21 protein-coding genes and 1 other annotated feature are annotated in these 16,610 nt (G+C 39.2%); of the genes, 16 read left to right on the top strand and 5 right to left on the bottom strand.

The genetic code is table 11. The features are described 5' to 3' along the window. The first annotated feature begins 327 nt into the window (after positions 1-327). The 9 genes from GL301_RS09250 to GL301_RS09210 all read left to right on the top strand — a co-directional run bounded on the left by GL301_RS09250 (position 328) and on the right by GL301_RS09210 (position 7,906). Entirely contained in the window at positions 328-2,619 is a 2,292-nt protein-coding gene (locus GL301_RS09250) for an Lmo1799 family Asp-Ala repeat surface protein (RefSeq protein ID WP_077945414.1), read from the top strand. A 73-nt stretch (positions 2,620-2,692) separates the two neighbouring features. Next, on the top strand, positions 2,693-4,351 hold the full coding sequence (locus tag GL301_RS09245) for a glycoside hydrolase family protein (RefSeq protein ID WP_003728420.1): 1,659 nt from the start codon (positions 2,693-2,695) through the stop codon (positions 4,349-4,351). A 102-nt stretch (positions 4,352-4,453) separates the two neighbouring features. Next, positions 4,454-4,726: a 30S ribosomal protein S16 gene (gene rpsP, locus GL301_RS09240; RefSeq protein WP_003720111.1), complete on the top strand. Its 273-nt coding sequence runs from the start codon at positions 4,454-4,456 to the stop codon at positions 4,724-4,726. Positions 4,727-4,742: 16 nt separating this feature from the next. Beyond that, a complete protein-coding gene (locus tag GL301_RS09235) occupies positions 4,743-4,973 on the top strand; it encodes a KH domain-containing protein (RefSeq protein ID WP_003728421.1) in 231 nt (76 codons plus the stop codon). Positions 4,974-5,083: 110 nt separating this feature from the next. Further along, the gene (locus GL301_RS09230; protein ID WP_003726805.1) at positions 5,084-5,818 is read left to right on the top strand and encodes a gamma-glutamyl-gamma-aminobutyrate hydrolase family protein; all 735 of its coding nucleotides are present in this window, start codon (positions 5,084-5,086) and stop codon (positions 5,816-5,818) included. Positions 5,819-5,845: 27 nt separating this feature from the next. Then, on the top strand, positions 5,846-6,232 hold the full coding sequence (locus tag GL301_RS09225) for a YlqD family protein (protein WP_003724050.1): 387 nt from the start codon (positions 5,846-5,848) through the stop codon (positions 6,230-6,232). A 9-nt stretch (positions 6,233-6,241) separates the two neighbouring features. After that, positions 6,242-6,760: a ribosome maturation factor RimM gene (gene rimM / locus GL301_RS09220; RefSeq protein WP_003740603.1), complete on the top strand. Its 519-nt coding sequence runs from the start codon at positions 6,242-6,244 to the stop codon at positions 6,758-6,760. Beyond that, positions 6,760-7,497 carry a tRNA (guanosine(37)-N1)-methyltransferase TrmD gene (trmD, locus tag GL301_RS09215; protein ID WP_003726803.1) on the top strand — a complete coding sequence of 246 codons (738 nt, stop codon included), beginning with the start codon at positions 6,760-6,762 and terminating at the stop codon, positions 7,495-7,497. The genes rimM and trmD overlap by 1 nt, the downstream gene beginning before the upstream one ends. 19 nt (positions 7,498-7,516) lie before the next feature. Continuing rightward, the gene (locus tag GL301_RS09210; RefSeq protein ID WP_003724047.1) at positions 7,517-7,906 is read left to right on the top strand and encodes a hypothetical protein; all 390 of its coding nucleotides are present in this window, start codon (positions 7,517-7,519) and stop codon (positions 7,904-7,906) included. 30 nt (positions 7,907-7,936) lie between these two features. Here the strand turns inward: GL301_RS09210 and GL301_RS09205 are convergent, their stop codons facing one another. From GL301_RS09205 to GL301_RS09195, 3 genes are read right to left on the bottom strand one after another with little or no spacing between them, the layout of a single operon-like run. Then, on the bottom strand, positions 7,937-8,653 hold the full coding sequence (locus GL301_RS09205) for an MBL fold metallo-hydrolase (protein WP_003726802.1): 717 nt from the start codon (positions 8,651-8,653) through the stop codon (positions 7,937-7,939). Beyond that, positions 8,650-9,261 carry an NAD(P)H-dependent oxidoreductase gene (locus GL301_RS09200; protein WP_003728423.1) on the bottom strand — a complete coding sequence of 204 codons (612 nt, stop codon included), beginning with the start codon at positions 9,259-9,261 and terminating at the stop codon, positions 8,650-8,652. Before GL301_RS09200 ends, GL301_RS09205 begins: the two co-directional genes overlap by 4 nt. Next, on the bottom strand, positions 9,261-9,695 hold the full coding sequence (locus GL301_RS09195) for a MerR family transcriptional regulator (protein ID WP_003728424.1): 435 nt from the start codon (positions 9,693-9,695) through the stop codon (positions 9,261-9,263). Before GL301_RS09195 ends, GL301_RS09200 begins: the two co-directional genes overlap by 1 nt. A gap of 208 nt (positions 9,696-9,903) precedes the next feature. Between GL301_RS09195 and rplS the strand changes: the two genes are divergently transcribed. The 5 genes from rplS to rplT all read left to right on the top strand — a co-directional run bounded on the left by rplS (position 9,904) and on the right by rplT (position 13,502). After that, the gene (gene rplS / locus GL301_RS09190; RefSeq protein ID WP_003728425.1) at positions 9,904-10,248 is read left to right on the top strand and encodes a 50S ribosomal protein L19; all 345 of its coding nucleotides are present in this window, start codon (positions 9,904-9,906) and stop codon (positions 10,246-10,248) included. Positions 10,249-11,033: 785 nt separating this feature from the next. After that, positions 11,034-11,924, top strand: a complete 891-nt coding sequence (gene inlC / locus GL301_RS09185; RefSeq protein ID WP_077398137.1) for a class 3 internalin InlC — start codon at positions 11,034-11,036, stop codon at positions 11,922-11,924. Positions 11,925-12,144: 220 nt separating this feature from the next. Then, positions 12,145-12,283 (top strand) — a sequence feature (ribosomal protein L20 leader region). Between the two features lie 82 nt (positions 12,284-12,365). Then, positions 12,366-12,881, top strand: coding sequence for a translation initiation factor IF-3 (infC, locus tag GL301_RS09180; protein ID WP_010958948.1), 516 nt, complete (start codon positions 12,366-12,368; stop codon positions 12,879-12,881). Positions 12,882-12,902: 21 nt separating this feature from the next. After that, positions 12,903-13,103 (top strand): 50S ribosomal protein L35, encoded by a 201-nt coding sequence (gene rpmI / locus GL301_RS09175; protein ID WP_003720098.1) that lies wholly within the window; start codon positions 12,903-12,905, stop codon positions 13,101-13,103. Between the two features lie 39 nt (positions 13,104-13,142). Further along, entirely contained in the window at positions 13,143-13,502 is a 360-nt protein-coding gene (rplT, locus tag GL301_RS09170; RefSeq protein ID WP_003720097.1) for a 50S ribosomal protein L20, read from the top strand. Between the two features lie 41 nt (positions 13,503-13,543). Here rplT and GL301_RS09165 read toward each other — a convergent pair whose 3' ends face one another. Further along, positions 13,544-14,299 carry an exodeoxyribonuclease III gene (locus GL301_RS09165; RefSeq protein WP_003726561.1) on the bottom strand — a complete coding sequence of 252 codons (756 nt, stop codon included), beginning with the start codon at positions 14,297-14,299 and terminating at the stop codon, positions 13,544-13,546. An 83-nt stretch (positions 14,300-14,382) separates the two neighbouring features. Between GL301_RS09165 and GL301_RS09160 the strand changes: the two genes are divergently transcribed. Then, positions 14,383-14,913: a DUF1697 domain-containing protein gene (locus tag GL301_RS09160; protein WP_010958947.1), complete on the top strand. Its 531-nt coding sequence runs from the start codon at positions 14,383-14,385 to the stop codon at positions 14,911-14,913. A 57-nt stretch (positions 14,914-14,970) separates the two neighbouring features. Beyond that, complete coding sequence (gene pepT / locus GL301_RS09155) at positions 14,971-16,203, top strand: peptidase T (RefSeq protein WP_010958946.1); 1,233 nt, start codon at positions 14,971-14,973, stop codon at positions 16,201-16,203. 18 nt (positions 16,204-16,221) lie between these two features. Here pepT and GL301_RS09150 read toward each other — a convergent pair whose 3' ends face one another. Then, positions 16,222-16,584: a hypothetical protein gene (locus GL301_RS09150; RefSeq protein WP_003740600.1), complete on the bottom strand. Its 363-nt coding sequence runs from the start codon at positions 16,582-16,584 to the stop codon at positions 16,222-16,224. Between the last annotated feature and the right edge of the window lie 26 nt (positions 16,585-16,610).

Here is a 16,610-nt window from a genome sequence, read left to right as displayed (position 1 = left end):
GTTTAAATACAGGCTATAAATACGTATATTTGTATAACTTTTAGACTAAAAGAATCGAATTGAAGTATTTTTTGGTTCTAGTACTTTTTACTTTAATTTTTAAAAATATACTATATAGTAAAGTTATCTAACGGGTTATAACAGCTAATGTTAGGTCCGAAAACGAAGGGAGGGGCATTGGGCTGAAATGGTTGGAATCTGATATTGGATAAAGGTTCAGGGGATACTTAATAGTTAGCTTATTAGGAAAACATAATTTAATACCTTTATTCTGTTTTCAGTTATTTTTCAAAATCAAGAACGATTGATTTTTAAGGGGGAAAAATGATGAAAAAACAGCGTGTAGATTACAAACGGAGATTAGACCAAAAGCGAGCGCAAAAAGCAAAATTAATTGCGGCGCTTATTACGACAACAACGATGATGGTAGCGCCTGTCACTGTGAATTACGATTCTTTTAATCACCAATTTGCCCTAAGTGGTATTCAAGCGGATGCGGCAACAATTGATTTATTAGGAAATTCTAATTTGAATACACAGTATTCTAATGGGAAATTAGTGATTACTCTTTCTGGGAATCAGTTAGTTAGTGCTAGTGCAGTATCCACGTACTATCCATACTTTGAACTACCAAGTGAACTTTCTTCTATTTTGAGTAATCCAAATATAAGAGCAAATACGAAAATTGATTATAAAATTGCTTATTTAGGAATTGGCGGTATTGGATTATTTAATCAAGGTACAGTAAATGGAAGTAACTCAAGCAATTTCTTTATTGATTCTAGTAGAAATGCGGTTGGTGCAAAAGTAAATCACTTACTGGGAGTTGGAGTTGGTAGTATATCTACTTTCACTTTGACAATTGATTTGCTAGCGCTTGGCGTAACTGCGCTACCTAGTGCCAATGATGGAAAATTAGATTTTGCTGCTAGAACTGGTGATGGGCTTTTGGATGTTGATCTGTTGAATAGTAATGCGGCTCGTGGGTTTATTACTACGGATGTTGGGGATGCCGACGCTGACGCCGATGCTGACGCTGATGCTGATGCCGACGCTGATGCCGACGCCGATGCGGATGCGGATGCTGACGCTGATGCGGATGCCGACGCTGATGCGGATGCTGACGCCGATGCGGATGCGGATGCCGACGCTGATGCTGATGCTGATGCCGACGCTGATGCGGATGCTGACGCCGATGCTGACGCCGATGCCGATGCCGATGCTGACGCCGATGCGGATGCTGACGCTGATGCCGACGCTGATGCTGATGCGGATGCGGATGCTGATGCGGATGCTGATGCTGATGCTGATGCCGATGCCGACGCTGATGCGGACGCTGACGCCGATGCTGACGCCGATGCTGATGCGGATGCTGACGCCGACGCCGACGCTGATGCGGATGCGGATGCTGATGCGGATGCCGATGCGGATGCTGACGCTGATGCCGACGCTGATGCTGATGCTGATGCTGATGCCGACGCTGATGCGGACGCTGATGCTGATGCTGATGCTGATGCGGACGCTGACGCTGATGCTGATGCGGATGCTGACGCTGACGCCGATGCTGACGCTGACGCCGATGCTGATGCGGACGCCGATGCTGATGCTGATGCGGATGCCGACGCTGATGCGGACGCTGATGCTGATGCTGACGCCGATGCGGATGCTGACGCCGATGCGGATGCTGACGCCGACGCCGATGCGGATGCCGACGCCGATGCGGATGCTGACGCTGACGCTGATGCCGACGCTGATGCTGATGCTGATGCGGATGCTGATGCTGATGCCGACGCTGATGCGGATGCCGACGCCGATGCGGATGCTGACGCCGATGCTGATGCCGACGCCGATGCGGATGCTGACGCCGATGCCGATGCTGATGCGGATGCTGACGCCGATGCCGATGCCGACGTAGACATTGACTGGAGAGATTTCCTAGTTGAAAAACCAACTGTAAATCCAATCTACGAAGGAACTAAAACAATTTCAGGTACTTCCATTTATAAAAATATGAATATAAATACCCTTCTGAAATCATTGCAATCAGATGCACCGGCTGGAACAACTTTCTATATTAATTTGACTCTTCCGGACGGTACTGTTATCGGAAATGTCTTAATCCATGCAGATGGAACCTATTCTATTAATATTCCTAATTATAATTTGAAAGCTGGAGATGTTATTCATCTTCAAGTAACAGCTAAATATGGTAATGAAGTTAAAACGAGTGAAGATGTAGCCGTAACTGTCCTACCATTAGCAGATTCTGATGCCGACGCAGATGCCGACGCTGATGCGGATGCTGATGCGGATGCCGATGCCGATGCTGATGCCGACGCCGATGCCGATGCGGATGCCGATGCGGATGGTGGATTAAATCCTTCTACCAATGGAGGAACTACTGGAACTTCTAACGGAGGAACTGGCGTAACCGTTACGAACATGAGTTCAAATGGTTCAGGAACAATGCTTTCCTCAGGTTATAGCGCGGATGGAACAACTTCTATCTCAGCAAGTGATCTTCCTTCAACTGGAGATACAAACAGTAGTCTTCCATGGGTTGGGCTTGGTCTCTTCTCGCTAGCTGGCGCGTTTTTACTACGTCTTTTCCGTAAATAAGAGCCACAATACAACGATTCCCTGTCGCTAAGAAAATTTAGCGGCAGGGATATTATAAAAAGGAGTGGTACATATGCCTTGGAGAGGTATATTAGATGAACTTGAAAATAAAATTATTGATCAATTAACAGAAGACGAAGAACACGCCACTTACAACGGGAAATGGCATGGCTTTCTAACAATCGGCTATAAAAATAAACGAGCTATTGTCATAAACTTTAGCTATCTTTGCCTAGCCAACTTAATTAATGAAATGAAAAAAAGTGCAATAAAAAACCAAACCGAAGAGGCAATTTCTTTTAAAATTGATGTTGCTGTGGATTATCGACTTGAAAATTTAGGAGAATGGAATAAAAAAGCTTTAAAAACGAAGAAAAATTATTATAGACGAGGCATTGCCTTAAATGAAAATTTTAAAATAGCTTTAATGGAACAGGAAATTAATGCGAACGCTATCCTTCTACCAGGTGATGAAGGTTTAGCTATCAACGTTGAAAATATGAATAGATATTTAATCCAAACAAATAAAAACCAAGCTCAATTAAACTTAACCGTAGATTCCACTATTGTTACTTTTAATACAGTAGGATGGTTTTTTGACGGAAAGAAAATCCATGAGTTAGAACCAAGCGAGCTTGAGCATGGTCGTAGAAGTACTAAACAATTAACTCCAGATGCAGTTTTTGAACTAGTTGGAAACGCTGGAAATTATTTAGCGAGCCAAGTAAATCAAACGGGCGAATTCAATTACGGCTGGTTTGCTTGCTTTGATAAAAAAATTAAACACTATAATAGTTTGCGCCACGCGAGTACAACTTATTCGATGTTAGAAGCATACGAATTAACAGGCGATAAAACAATTTTGGAAGCAGCTACAAGCACTTTAACTTATTTAGAGCAAAACTTTATTTATGAAAAAGACGAATTAGCTTTTTTAATTGAACCAGGGTTGCGTGAAGTTAAATTAGGCGGTTCAGCGGCGACATTGCTTGCTTTAACGAAATATATGAAAATCACTGGAACTAAAACCTATTTGCCACTATCTAGGAAGATTGCGAATGCGATTATTTCCTTACAAGAAGAAAACGGGAAGTTCACGCATGTGTTGGAGTACCCCTCTTTAGAAGTAAAAGATATTTTCCGGATTATTTATTACGACGGGGAAGCTGTGTTTGGCTTGTTGCGCTTATATGAAATTGACCGTGATTCCAAATGGCTGGAGGCAGCGGCAAAATCTTTTGACCATTTTATTCGTGATGACTACTGGCAAAACCATGATCACTGGCTGAGCTACTGCGCCAATGAAATCACTAAATATATTCCAGACGAAGCTTACTACGAATTTGGAATGAAAAATGCTTTCGACAACCTACCATTTATTTATGGACGCGAAACCACATTTCCAACCTTTTTAGAGCTTACTGTTGCTACAAAAGAGATGTCGCTAAGGATGGAAACAGAGGACTTGCAAAAACTGCTTCATGACTATCCACTAGCTGAATTGGAAAAAACAATCACTAAACGAGCTATCTACCAGTTAAATGGCTATTTTTACCCAGAGCTAGCTATCTACTACAAAAATCCAGCGCGAATAGATGGCAGTTTCTTCATTCGCCACCAGTCTTTCCGGGTTAGAATTGATGATGTGGAGCATAATATTTCAGGATATGTGCGTTACCACCACCTTCTAAAACAAGGGAAACTAAGTGCTGAAGCCGAAACCGTCAAATAAAAAGAAAAAAATTCCCTCTGTAAAGAAAAAACACTTTACAAACAAATCCTTTACTGGTAATATATATACTTGTGTAAGACTTTATGGAGGTGTAATTAAACTATGGCAGTTAAAATTCGTTTAAAACGTATTGGTTCTAAAAAGAAACCTTTCTACCGTATTGTAGTCGCTGATTCTCGTTTCCCACGTGATGGCCGTTCAATCGAAACTATTGGTACTTATAATCCATTACTTGATCCGGTTGAAGTGAAAATCGACGAAGAAGCAACTTTGAAATGGATGCATAATGGTGCGAAACCATCTGATACAGTTCGCAATCTTCTTAGCCGCGAAGGTATCATGGAAAAATTCCATAACCAAAAATTAGGTAAATAAGGAGGTCTCGGCGCGAATGGAAGAACTCATTCTCTCAATCGTGAAACCTCTTGTTGACCACCCGGAAGACGTTGTTATCACGCCAGAAGAAACGGATACATCGTTAACCTACAAATTGTCTGTCAGTAAAGAAGACATGGGACGCGTGATTGGTAAGCAAGGTCGTATTGCGAAAGCGATTCGTACACTTGTCTACGCAGTTGGCTCCAAAAACGATAAGAAGATTCGTCTTGAAATTATCGAATAACAAAAACTCGTCAATTTGGCGAGTTTTTTTATAACTATTTTTAAATAATCATCAGAGAAGCAATTACCTCACTAAATGTTGTAAAATAGAATAGAAATGGAGGAATTGTGATGAAGCCAGTTATTGGAATTACCGGAAATAGATTAGTAAAAGGTGTGGACGTTTTTTACGGACACCGTGTGACTTATACGCAACAGCGATATGTAGATGCTATTCAAAAAGTTGGCGGATTTCCTATCGCTTTGCCAATAGATGACCCGTCTGTTGCCGTTCAAGCAATTTCTCTCGTAGATGGTTTGCTTTTAACCGGTGGACAAGACATTACGCCACAATTTTATTTAGAAGAGCCGTCCCAAGAAATCGGCGCTTATTTTCCACCTCGGGACAGCTATGAAATCGCCTTAGTTCGAGCAGCATTAGACGCTGGAAAACCGATTTTTGCTATTTGCCGCGGGATGCAACTAGTTAATGTGGCGTTAGGCGGCTCACTTTATCAAGATATCAGCCAAGTCGAAACGAAAGCCCTCCAACATTTACAGCGCGTCGATGAACAACTCGGCTCCCATACAATTGATATCGAACCAACGAGCGAACTCGCAAAACACCATCCAAATAAAAAATTAGTCAACTCGCTGCATCACCAATTTATCAAAAAATTAGCACCTAGTTTCAAAGTAACAGCACGCACTGCCGATGGAATGATTGAAGCTGTAGAAGGTGACAATTTGCCAAGTTGGTACTTAGGTGTTCAGTGGCACCCAGAATTAATGTTCCAAACAGATCCGGAAAGTGAACAATTATTCCGGGCATTAGTAGATGAATCCAAAAAAACTATGGTAAAATAAGGACATAATCGCTAGTGGAGGTGTCCTGTGGAAATCATCCAAAAAGTTGTCGTCAAACAAATTCTAACCGAAGCAAGTAAACAAGAATTAATCGAGTATTATACCGAGCAAAAACGACAAATCGAACAAGAATGCGACCAGTTGCATTTTGAACAAAAGAAAATGGAACGAAAAAGCAAATTTCAACCAGAACGAGTGGCCGATTACTTTACCCACGAACTCGACCTGCGCCGAGAAAAGAAAAAACTCATTCAGTTTCAAATGGAACAATTAGAAGTCCTCGAACTTGGCAGTGAAATTCGCGAACGAGAAATGGAAACGATTATTGATGTACAAGTAGGAGACAAGTGGGATAAATCCATTTTTGATAAAACCATTGTTGTAAAAGATGGAATCATAGTAGAAATACGCTAGAGGTGACTTATGGAGAAAATGTATAATGTAGGAAAAATTGTTAATACTCATGGCTTGATCGGTGAAATTCGTGTTATCGCAACGACCGATTTTCCAGAAGAACGGTTCCAAGTTGGGAATACCGTGTACTTATTTGAAAAAAACAGCAAAAAGCCTGAAAAACTAATCATTCGCTCACACCGCAAACATAAGAACTTTGATTTGCTGATGTTTGAAGGATTCACTGGAATTCATCAAGTGGAACGTATGAAAGAAGGCGTACTTAAAATCAAAGAAGCACAACTAACTGATTTAGAGGAAAACGAATTTTATTTTCATGAAATCATCGGTTGTATCGTTGTAACTACTGACGGCGAAGAGCTTGGCGAAATCACAGAAATTCTAACACCAGGCGCCAATGATGTATGGGTTGTAAAAGGCAGCGACAAAAAAGAAAAACTAATTCCTTATATTGCCGACGTTGTAAAAGAAATCAATATTAATGACAAAAAAATTACAATCGAAGTCATGGAAGGACTGCTAGATTAATGAAAATTGACATTCTATCCATTTTCCCAGATATGTTTTCGGGAGTGACCGGAAATTCCATTATAAAAAAAGCCATCGAAAATGAGCGTGTCGCGGTTGAAGTGACTGATTTCAGGGAATATGCAGAAGGAAAGCATCATATTGTCGATGATTACCCTTATGGTGGCGGGGCAGGTATGTTACTCAAAGCGCAACCGATATTTGATGCCGTTCAAGCTGTCAAAGAGAAACAACCAGAAACAAAGCCAAGAGTTATTTTAATGGACCCGGCAGGCAAACGCTTCGACCAAAAAATGGCAGAAGAATTTGCCGAAGAAGAGCATCTTGTTTTTATTTGCGGTCACTATGAAGGTTACGACGAACGAATTCGCGAACACCTTGTTACGGATGAAGTGTCGATTGGAGATTACATTTTAACTGGTGGCGAAATTGGTGCAATGATTGTAATGGACAGTGTTATCCGACTTTTACCGGGAGTACTTGGTAATAAAGATTCCGCTGTGACAGATTCTTTCTCGACCGGTTTGCTTGAACATCCACACTACACGCGACCAGCCGATTTTAGAGGAATGAAAGTGCCAGATATTTTACTCAGCGGAAATCATGCATGGATAGAAGAATGGCGCGACAAAGAATCGCTCAAAAGAACCTACGAACGCCGCCCAGATTTACTTAAAAACTATCCCTTAACAGACAAGCAAAAAACTTGGCTCAAAGAATGGTCTGACAGTAAATAATCAAAGGACGTGATTTTAAATGGCAATTTTTGGAACACCTGATGAAAAAGAAACCAAAAAATCCGAGCGTCAAAAAGAACGAGAAGCCTATGTGCAGGAAGAAAACGACCAAAAACGAATTGGTCAAAGATGGCAAGATATTCAAGTTTCCACTGGACCGATTAATGTGAATCATGATATCCTCACGGTTGTTTTCGCCAAAAGCGTTCGCCCAAGAATCAAAAGTGATCCAGAAGCATACTTAGAAACAGTGGGCTTTGAAAATTTACTACAGGAATTACAAAAGAAAGCATTAGATGCAGGCGGGAATGGCTTAATTCACTGTTCGTTTACCGAGCAATTCGTCGATGGCCTCGTTTATCAACTCGCATATGGAACAGCCGTAAACATCAAAATTACGAGATTCTAAAAAAAGACTAGAAAGCCAGTAATTGGTTTTCTAGTCTTTTTCATTTGTTGCTTGTTTCTTTGCTCGCTTTAGTACATTCGTTAAGTCAAAATCAGCCATCGCTTTCACCGGTCCATGCCCACAAGCAATTTCCGTCACATCGAAAAGCTGTAAATTTTCCGCCGATGCGATACTTGTTGGAAGATCCCAAGAACCCATCGCTGGAAAAGGGAACAACCATCGCTTCTCCCCACAAATAGCCGCTCCTCCACGAGTTTGAAATAAATCTCCTACAAATAAATGCCCATTACGCTCATCAAAAAAGGAAATGGAGCCAGGTGTATGTCCCGGCGTATCGATAATTAACAGGGAGCCAATCATATCACCATCTTTTAAAATGTGATCAATGCTTACTGGAAGTTGATCTGAATAACCGCCTTTTAACGGCTTCTGTGCTTCAAAAGCATAAATTTCTTTCGTTTCTACAAGCAATTTTTCTCTGCTTCCAATCATTACAAGCGCTTCTGGAAAAGCTGCTTTCACTGCGACTAAACCGCCAATATGGTCACCATGCGCATGCGTTAATAAAATCCGTTTTAAAGGTAAATTTAATTTGTGGATGAGTGCAATGATTCCTTTCGCGTTCGATAAAATCCCAGTATCAATCAATGTTAAGCCGTCTTTTTCTAAAATTAAGTAACAATTCACCGGAAAAAGATACGGCAATGTCGTAATTTGCCAATATTGATGTTTGGCAGTAATTTTCATGCAAAAACCTTCTTTCTAATTTGCTTTTTTAGCAAGAATTGAATATCGCGTTTTGCTGCACGTGTAACTTTTTTATCATAGTAGTCATCAGTCCTTCTGATAGAAAGATCCAGTCGATCAATTGAAGTCACTTTCACCGAAAACACGCCACTCATCCATAATGGGTAACGCAAGGCAGTAAGAGCAGGGCGGGCGAAAAGTCGATGTTGTATTTCCATTCCGCCAATCGTATAAATCAACCGCGCTCGTTTTTTTCGCCAAGGTCCAGTAAGAAAATATTTTTTATCTTTAAAACTATAGCTCTCCCCAGGCCAAAACAAATGATCAATAACACCTTTTAACACAGCCGGAACGTTAAACCACCAAACCGGATAAGAAAATAGAAGTAAATCAGCGGAACGAACATCATTTTTAAGCGCAATTATGTCAGGGGTTTGCTCCGTACGATAGCCTTCAGGTAAATTAGGGTCAAAAGCTAATTTGCGGATATCATAGATTTTTACCTCGATTGTTGGTTGTTCCTGAAAAACAGCTAAATACTTCTGAAACAAATCTCTTGATGTACCTTTTTCCCGTGGGTCACCAATAATCGCCACAATCTTAGCCATTAGAACCCATCCTTTCTGATGTCAGTGAAAATATGTTCGACAAAAGTGTTAACATCTTTTTGGACAGTGCTGTAATCTTGGACCTCGTCAATTTGCGGCAATTCTTCTAAAAGAGCAGCGATTTTCGTATAATGCGCAATCGTCTGTTTGATTTCCGCGGCTTTAAGCGCAAGTAACTCTTTTGATGCCGTATTACAAGCAACAGAAGGCTCGCTTCTCAACCATTCCATCATCAATTTTATTTCAGAAAGAGAAAATCGGGCATATTTCATTACTAAAATAAACTTTAATTCTAATAGATGTTCCGTGTTATACACACGATACCCGTTTTCCAGCCGATTAGGTACAATTATCTTGTTTTTTTCATAATATCGTAATGTATCCGCTGAAATACCTACATAAGCAGCCATTTCTTTTACTGTCCATTGTTCCATCTCTGACACCTCCATTTGATATACTAAAGGTAACATTAAACCATACTCCAAGGTCAAGCTTTTTTATCAAAAGAAAAAGTAAGAAAAAAACTTTACAGCGAAACTAGTTTATGGTAACCTAAATAAGGTGACTGGAGAGACCAGTCTGATAACGATATTCCGCTTCATTATTAATATGAATGAATGTTTGTTGGAAGGAGAGAAAAACATGAACAAACTGATTGATGAAATCACAAAAAGTCAACTAAACCCAGATGTTCCAAATTTCCGTCCGGGTGATACTGTACGTGTACATGCGAAAGTAGTCGAAGGTACTCGCGAACGTATCCAATTATTCGAAGGCGTTGTAATCAAACGTCGCGGAGCTGGAATCAGCGAAACTTTCACTGTTCGTAAAATTTCTAACAGTGTTGGCGTGGAACGTACTTTCCCAGTACATACTCCACGTATCGCAAAATTAGAAGTTATTCGTCGTGGTAAAGTACGTCGTGCGAAACTTTACTACCTACGTAACCTACGTGGTAAAGCGGCTCGTATTAAAGAAATTCGTTAATCATTTAACGGCTGAAACCCTTGAGAAATCAAGGGTTTTTGTTTTGCTTGGAATTAGAATACTAAAATGCGAAATTTTCACCTTTCGTTTTTACTTACAAAAGTGGGGGTGTTCCAATAAGGAAAATCGTTTTGTCAAATTATGCGTTACACTTCAAAGGTGGGGCTTGGGATACTGCGGCATAGAAAGTAGAGTCCGCCAAAACCAAAACGACAGATAAATATGCGCGGAAAGTTGGGTATGACTTACATGGTCCGGGATGGTATACTATACAAGCGTATGGTTCAAAAAGATACTTTGAATTAAGAAGTACAAGAAAGTTAACTTCATTAGACAAAAAGAAAAAACAGGCAAGAATAGTACATAGTTATAAATACTGTGGAGAGTGAGGTGTAATATGGGAGCAGCTGATTTTTGGGGTTTCATATATGTAGTTTCAAGATAGCTATTGTTGCGGCAGTGGTTTACTTCTTATACTTATTGAGAAAAATTGCAAATAAATAGAAAAAAAGCCTTGTCAAACGAGGCTTTTTTTATGCAAAAAATACGACGAATGAAGCCATGTGAGACAACTTGGACTAGCAGACAATAAAGAAGGTAGAACATGTTTTGAAAAATTTACTGATTTTCGATTATTTTTAACGCTTGTTAATTTAAACATCTCTTATTTTTGCTAACATATAAGTATACAAAGGGACATAAAAGATTCACAGCGTTTGTTAAATAGGAAGTATATGAAAATCCTCTTTTGTGTTTCTAAATTTATTTTTAAGGAGTGGAGAATGTTGAAAAAAAATAATTGGTTACAAAATGCAGTAATAGCAATGCTAGTGTTAATTGTAGGTCTGTGCATTAATACGGGTTCTGGGACAAAAGTACAAGCTGAGAGTATTCAACGACCAACGCCTATTAACCAAATTTTTCCAGATCCCGGCCTAGCGAATGCAGTGAAACAAAATTTAGGAAAGCAAAGTGTTACAGACCTTGTATCACAAAAGGAACTATCTGGGGTACAAAATTTCAATGGAGATAATAGCAACATTAAATCTCTTGCCGGAATGCAATTTTTCACTAATTTAAAAGAACTTCATCTATCCCACAATCAAATAAGTGACCTTAGTCCTTTAAATGATCTAACTAAATTAGAAGAGCTATCTATGAATAGAAATAGACTGAAAAATTTAAACGGAATTCCAAGTGCTTGTTTATCTCGTTTGTTTGTAGATAACAACGAACTCCGAGATACTGACTCGCTTATTCATTTGAAAAATCTAGAAATCTTATCTATTCGTAATAATAAGCTAAAAAGTATTGTGATGCTTGGCTTTTTATCTAAACTAGAGGTATTAGATTTGCATGGTAATGAAATAACAAATACAGGTGGACTAACTAGATTGAAGAAAGTTAACTGGATAGATTTAACTGGTCAGAAATGTGTGAATGAACCAGTAAGATACCAACCAGAATTGTATATAACAAATACTGTCAAAGACCCAGATGGAAGATGGATATCTCCATATTACATCAGTAATGGAGGGAATTATGTAGATGGTTGTGTCCTGTGGGAATTGCCTGTTTATACAAATGAAGTAAGCTATAAGTTTAGCGAATATATAAACGTTGGGGAGACTGAGGCTATATTTGATGGAACAGTTATACAACCTATTCAGAATTAGGACTTATGCATACATGTTTGATGTTTTGAATGGATATGCACACTGTATACTTTTAGCTCTCGTATAGTCACGAGAGCTTTTTCAATATGAAAGTTTTAACTGCCTTTTGACAGAAAGAACGTTTATTCGTATAAGATTGCCCAGAGGTAAAGAAACTATTTTATTTACAATTCACCTTGACACCAAAAATCCCATATGATATAGTAAGTAAGGTTATTAAACAAGAAAGAAGAAGCAACCCGCTTCTCGCCTCGTTAACACGAACGTTTTCAGGCAAAAAATTCAAACTTTCGTCGCGTAACTTACGCGATTTTGAATGTGCGGGATTGCTGAAAAGCAGCCCGTTTTTTTATGGCCTCCGAACGAATGAGTTAGCAGGCCGCAGATTTGAACAGCTATTTTCTATCTTGTTGTAACAAAATTAAGTGGAGGTGGCTCACCATTAGCAAAGACATGTTGGTAAACGATGGGATTCGTGCACGTGAAGTAAGATTGATCGACCAAGACGGTGAACAATTAGGCGTGAAGAGTAAAATCGATGCGCTTCAAATTGCTGAAAAGGCTAATCTTGATCTAGTGCTTGTTGCTCCAACAGCGAAACCGCCAGTAGCTCGTATCATGGACTACGGTAAATTCCGTTTTGAACAACAGAAGAAAGATAAAGAAGCCCGTAAGAACCAAAAAGTCATCGTGATGAAAGAAGTTCGTTTAAGTCCAACGATTGACGAACATGACTTCGATACGAAGCTACGTAATGCACGTAAATTCCTTGAAAAAGGCGATAAAGTAAAATGCTCTATCCGTTTTAAAGGTCGTGCCATTACACACAAAGAAATCGGTCAGAAGGTGCTTGACCGTTTTGCAAAAGCGTGCGAAGACCTTTGTACAATTGAGCAAAGACCAAAAATGGACGGACGTTCCATGTTCTTAGTCCTAGCACCACTTCATGAAAAGTAAAGTTTTGAGGAGGAAAAATTCATGCCAAAAATGAAAACCCACCGCGGTTCCGCTAAACGTTTCAAGAGAACAGGATCTGGAAAATTAAAACGCAGACACGGCTTCACTAGCCATATGTTCGCTAACAAATCCCAAAAACAAAAACGTAAATTGCGTAAATCTGCAATGGTATCAGCTGGCGACTTCAAACGTATTCGTCAAATGGTCGCTAAAATGAAATAAGAGAAACAACATTTTTGTAAATTCTAGGAGGTAGACAATATGCCACGCGTAAAAGGCGGAACAGTAACACGCAAACGTCGTAAAAAGATAGTTAAATTAGCCAAAGGGTATTATGGCTCTAAACATTTATTATTCAAAGTAGCTAACCAAGCGGTAATGAAATCTTACCAATATGCTTATAGAGATCGTCGTCAAAAGAAACGTGATTTCCGTAGATTATGGATCGCACGTATCAATGCGGCAGCTCGTATGCAAGATCTTTCTTACAGCAAATTAATGCACGGCTTAAAATTAGCTGGTATTGATATTAACCGTAAAATGCTTGCAGACTTAGCAGTTAATGATATCGCATCATTCAACACACTTGCTGATTCAGCAAAAAAAGCATTAGCTAAATAATTCAAAAATCCTCACTCTTTGGAGTGAGGATTTTTTTTAGGTTATAAATTAAGTTCTAGCTCGACAGGACAATGATCCGAACCAAGCACATCCGCATGAATTTTGGCATCCACTAACTTATCTTTCAAACGTTCCGATACAACAAAATAATCAATCCGCCAACCAGTATTCCTAGCACGCGCGTTCATTCGGTAAGACCACCAAGAATAAGCATCGGTCAAATCTGGGTAAAAATAACGGAAACTATCAATAAATCCAGCATCTAAAAATGCAGAAAATTTCGCGCGTTCCTCATCCGAGAAGCCAGCATTTTTACGATTTGTCTTCGGATTTTTTAAATCAATTTCTTCGTGCGCAACATTCAAATCGCCACAAAGCACAACCGGCTTCGTTTTATCCAAGTTTTTTACATATTCCAAAATCGCATCCTCAAACGTCATCCGGTAATCTAATCGTTTTAATTCAGCTTGCGAATTCGGCGTATAAACCGTCACCATAAAAAATTCCTCAAATTCAAGTGTGATAACACGACCTTCTGTATCATGTTCAGGAACCCCTAAACCATATTGAACTGATAACGGCTCCACTTTTGTAAAAATCGCGGTACCAGAATAACCTTTTTTCACCGCATAATTCCAGTAATCTTTATATGCTGGCAAATCAAGTTCAATTTGACCTTCTTGTAATTTAGTTTCCTGCAAACAAAAAATATCCGCATCTACTTCTTCAAAATACTCCAAAAAGCCTTTTTTTACAGCTGCTCGAAGCCCGTTTACATTCCAAGAAATTAATTTCACCTAAAAAACCTCCCATCGCTAATAGCCTTATTATAACGTAAGTCACATGCTATAATGTAGTTAAACGATTGGGAGGGAAATAGATGGGGAATTATGTAGTGTTATTAAGAGCAGTAAATGTTGCTGGAAAGAATAAAGTAAATATGAAAAATCTACAAGCTGCTTTGCAAGAAGTAGGTTTCCAAAATGTCATTACTTATATCCAAAGCGGCAACCTCGTTCTAAGCTCCATGTTACAAACGGAACTAGAAGTAGCGACAAAAATAACCGAGGTAATGAAAGCAACGTTCGATTTAACTATTGATGTATTCGTATTTTCGGAACAAAATTATAGCCAAATCATCGCAAACAATCCATTTCCACCAGAAACAATTGGCAAGGAGGAACGCTGGATGGCCGCTTTCTATAATGAAAATATCGCTATTGCGAGACAAAAAAACGAGCAAGCCGAAGTAATCGCGATTGGTCGCGTTCTTTATATCCACATTTTCTCCAACCAAATCCACACCTTAAAATTACCAGTTTTCCTTGGCGAATATAAAAAGACAATAACAACAACGCGCAATTGGCGAACAACCCTCCAATTACAAACACTACTCGACAGTCAGGAATAGAATTTTTCGAAAATCAAGTTTATAATGAAAAAGAATCAATTTAAGGGAGTGGTCGGAATGAAAGAAGAACTATTAAAACGATTTACGAAATATGTAAAAGTAGATACACAGTCAAATGAAGAAAGTAAAGCTTGTCCAACAACACCAGGTCAAATGGAACTGGCAAACATTCTCGTTACAGAACTAAAAGAAATCGGTATGCAAGAAGTTACTGTTGACGAATTTGGTTATGTTATGGCAACACTTCCTTCTAATACAACGAAAGAAGTTCCAGTAATTGGATTTTTAGCTCATTTAGATACAGCGACGGACTTAACAGGCAAAAACGTCCAACCACAAGTCCACGAAAATTATGATGGTAAAGATATCGTTCTAAACAAAGACTTAAACGTGGTACTTTCACCAAAACAATTTCCAGAACTAGCTGATTATAATGGGAAAACACTGATTACAACAGATGGAACAACGCTACTCGGTGCAGACGATAAAGCGGGCATTACCGAAATTATGGTGGCAATGAACTATTTAATTAACCATCCCGAAATCAAACACGGTAAAATTCGTGTTGCTTTCACACCAGATGAAGAAATTGGCCGAGGACCAGAACGTTTTGATGTAGAAGCATTTGGCGCAAAATATGCTTATACAATGGACGGGGGCCCACTTGGAGAACTAGAATATGAAAGTTTTAACGCTGCAGGTGCCAAAATCACTTTTAATGGTAATAGTGTTCACCCTGGTACAGCAAAAAACAAAATGGTTAATGCTGTCAAAATGGCAATGGAATTCAATGCACACATTCCAAAAGACGAAGCGCCTGAGTACACAGAAGGTTACGAAGGGTTTTATCATTTAATTTCCTTAAACGGTGATGTAGAGCAAGCCAAAGCCTACTATATTATCCGCGATTTCGATCATTTGAAATTTGTGGAAAGAAAAACACATATTGCTAGTATCGCCAAAGAGTTAGAAGAAAAATACGGCGAAGGATCGGTAGAATTAAAACTGAACGATCAATATTACAATATGCGCGAAAAAATCGAACCAGTAAAAGAAATTGTGGATATCGTCAGCGCGGCGATGAGAAATCTAGACATTGAACCGAAAATCAGCCCAATTCGTGGCGGAACAGACGGCGCTCAACTTTCCTACAAAGGACTACCAACACCTAATATTTTTGGTGGAGGAGAGAACTTCCACGGTAAATTTGAATATGTTGCATTAGAAAGTATGGTTAAAGCAACAGAAGTAATCATTGAAGTGGCTCGTTTATTTGAAGAAAAAGAATAATAAAAAAGTGAGTCTAGTTCATCCTAGACTCACTTTTTCTATGCGCTCATTTACTCTAGCAGTAAAGACCTTTGCTTCGCCGTTTGCAACAAGTAACGTATAGCTTTCTTTATTATTAAGATGTAAAATCAATTTTTTCGTCATGGAAAGGATACTTACTTTTTGTTCTACTTTTTCTATTCTTTCATAATCGAATTTCTTCAGTAAGTAGACATCTTCATTTTCTAAATAAAAAATCAACGCATCTGCATTTGAAATCCAAAGTCCCGTTAAATCCATCCATTCGCCTTCCATTTTATAAGCAAATGAACCATAAATCAGACTAGTATCCATCCCGAGAAGCTCACGTACACCTGCTTTTGCAATCATCGTTTCATACAAAACATTTCGCCCCTCTACATACGCAT

Source organism: Listeria sp. LM90SB2 (assembly GCF_028867355.1).
In the GTDB taxonomy this organism is placed as follows: Bacteria; Bacillota; Bacilli; order Lactobacillales; family Listeriaceae; genus Listeria; species Listeria monocytogenes_B.
This window is presented reverse-complemented; position numbering and strand designations above follow the sequence as displayed.

Excerpts from the sequence above, each read along its gene's own strand:
- GL301_RS09160 (WP_010958947.1), top strand. The coding sequence starts at position 14,383 with ATGGGGAATTATGTAGTGTTATTAAGAGCAGTAAATGTTGCTGGAAAG.
- GL301_RS09210 (WP_003724047.1), top strand. The coding sequence starts at position 7,517 with ATGGCAATTTTTGGAACACCTGATGAAAAAGAAACCAAAAAATCCGAG.
- GL301_RS09245 (WP_003728420.1), top strand. The coding sequence starts at position 2,693 with ATGCCTTGGAGAGGTATATTAGATGAACTTGAAAATAAAATTATTGAT.
- GL301_RS09205 (WP_003726802.1), bottom strand. The coding sequence starts at position 8,653 with ATGAAAATTACTGCCAAACATCAATATTGGCAAATTACGACATTGCCG.
- GL301_RS09235 (WP_003728421.1), top strand. The coding sequence starts at position 4,743 with ATGGAAGAACTCATTCTCTCAATCGTGAAACCTCTTGTTGACCACCCG.
- GL301_RS09195 (WP_003728424.1), bottom strand. The coding sequence starts at position 9,695 with ATGGAACAATGGACAGTAAAAGAAATGGCTGCTTATGTAGGTATTTCA.
- trmD (WP_003726803.1), top strand. The coding sequence starts at position 6,760 with ATGAAAATTGACATTCTATCCATTTTCCCAGATATGTTTTCGGGAGTG.
- rpsP (WP_003720111.1), top strand. The coding sequence starts at position 4,454 with ATGGCAGTTAAAATTCGTTTAAAACGTATTGGTTCTAAAAAGAAACCT.
- rimM (WP_003740603.1), top strand. The coding sequence starts at position 6,242 with ATGGAGAAAATGTATAATGTAGGAAAAATTGTTAATACTCATGGCTTG.
- rpmI (WP_003720098.1), top strand. The coding sequence starts at position 12,903 with ATGCCAAAAATGAAAACCCACCGCGGTTCCGCTAAACGTTTCAAGAGA.
- GL301_RS09230 (WP_003726805.1), top strand. The coding sequence starts at position 5,084 with ATGAAGCCAGTTATTGGAATTACCGGAAATAGATTAGTAAAAGGTGTG.
- rplT (WP_003720097.1), top strand. The coding sequence starts at position 13,143 with ATGCCACGCGTAAAAGGCGGAACAGTAACACGCAAACGTCGTAAAAAG.
- GL301_RS09200 (WP_003728423.1), bottom strand. The coding sequence starts at position 9,261 with ATGGCTAAGATTGTGGCGATTATTGGTGACCCACGGGAAAAAGGTACA.
- pepT (WP_010958946.1), top strand. The coding sequence starts at position 14,971 with ATGAAAGAAGAACTATTAAAACGATTTACGAAATATGTAAAAGTAGAT.
- rplS (WP_003728425.1), top strand. The coding sequence starts at position 9,904 with ATGAACAAACTGATTGATGAAATCACAAAAAGTCAACTAAACCCAGAT.
- GL301_RS09250 (WP_077945414.1), top strand. The coding sequence starts at position 328 with ATGAAAAAACAGCGTGTAGATTACAAACGGAGATTAGACCAAAAGCGA.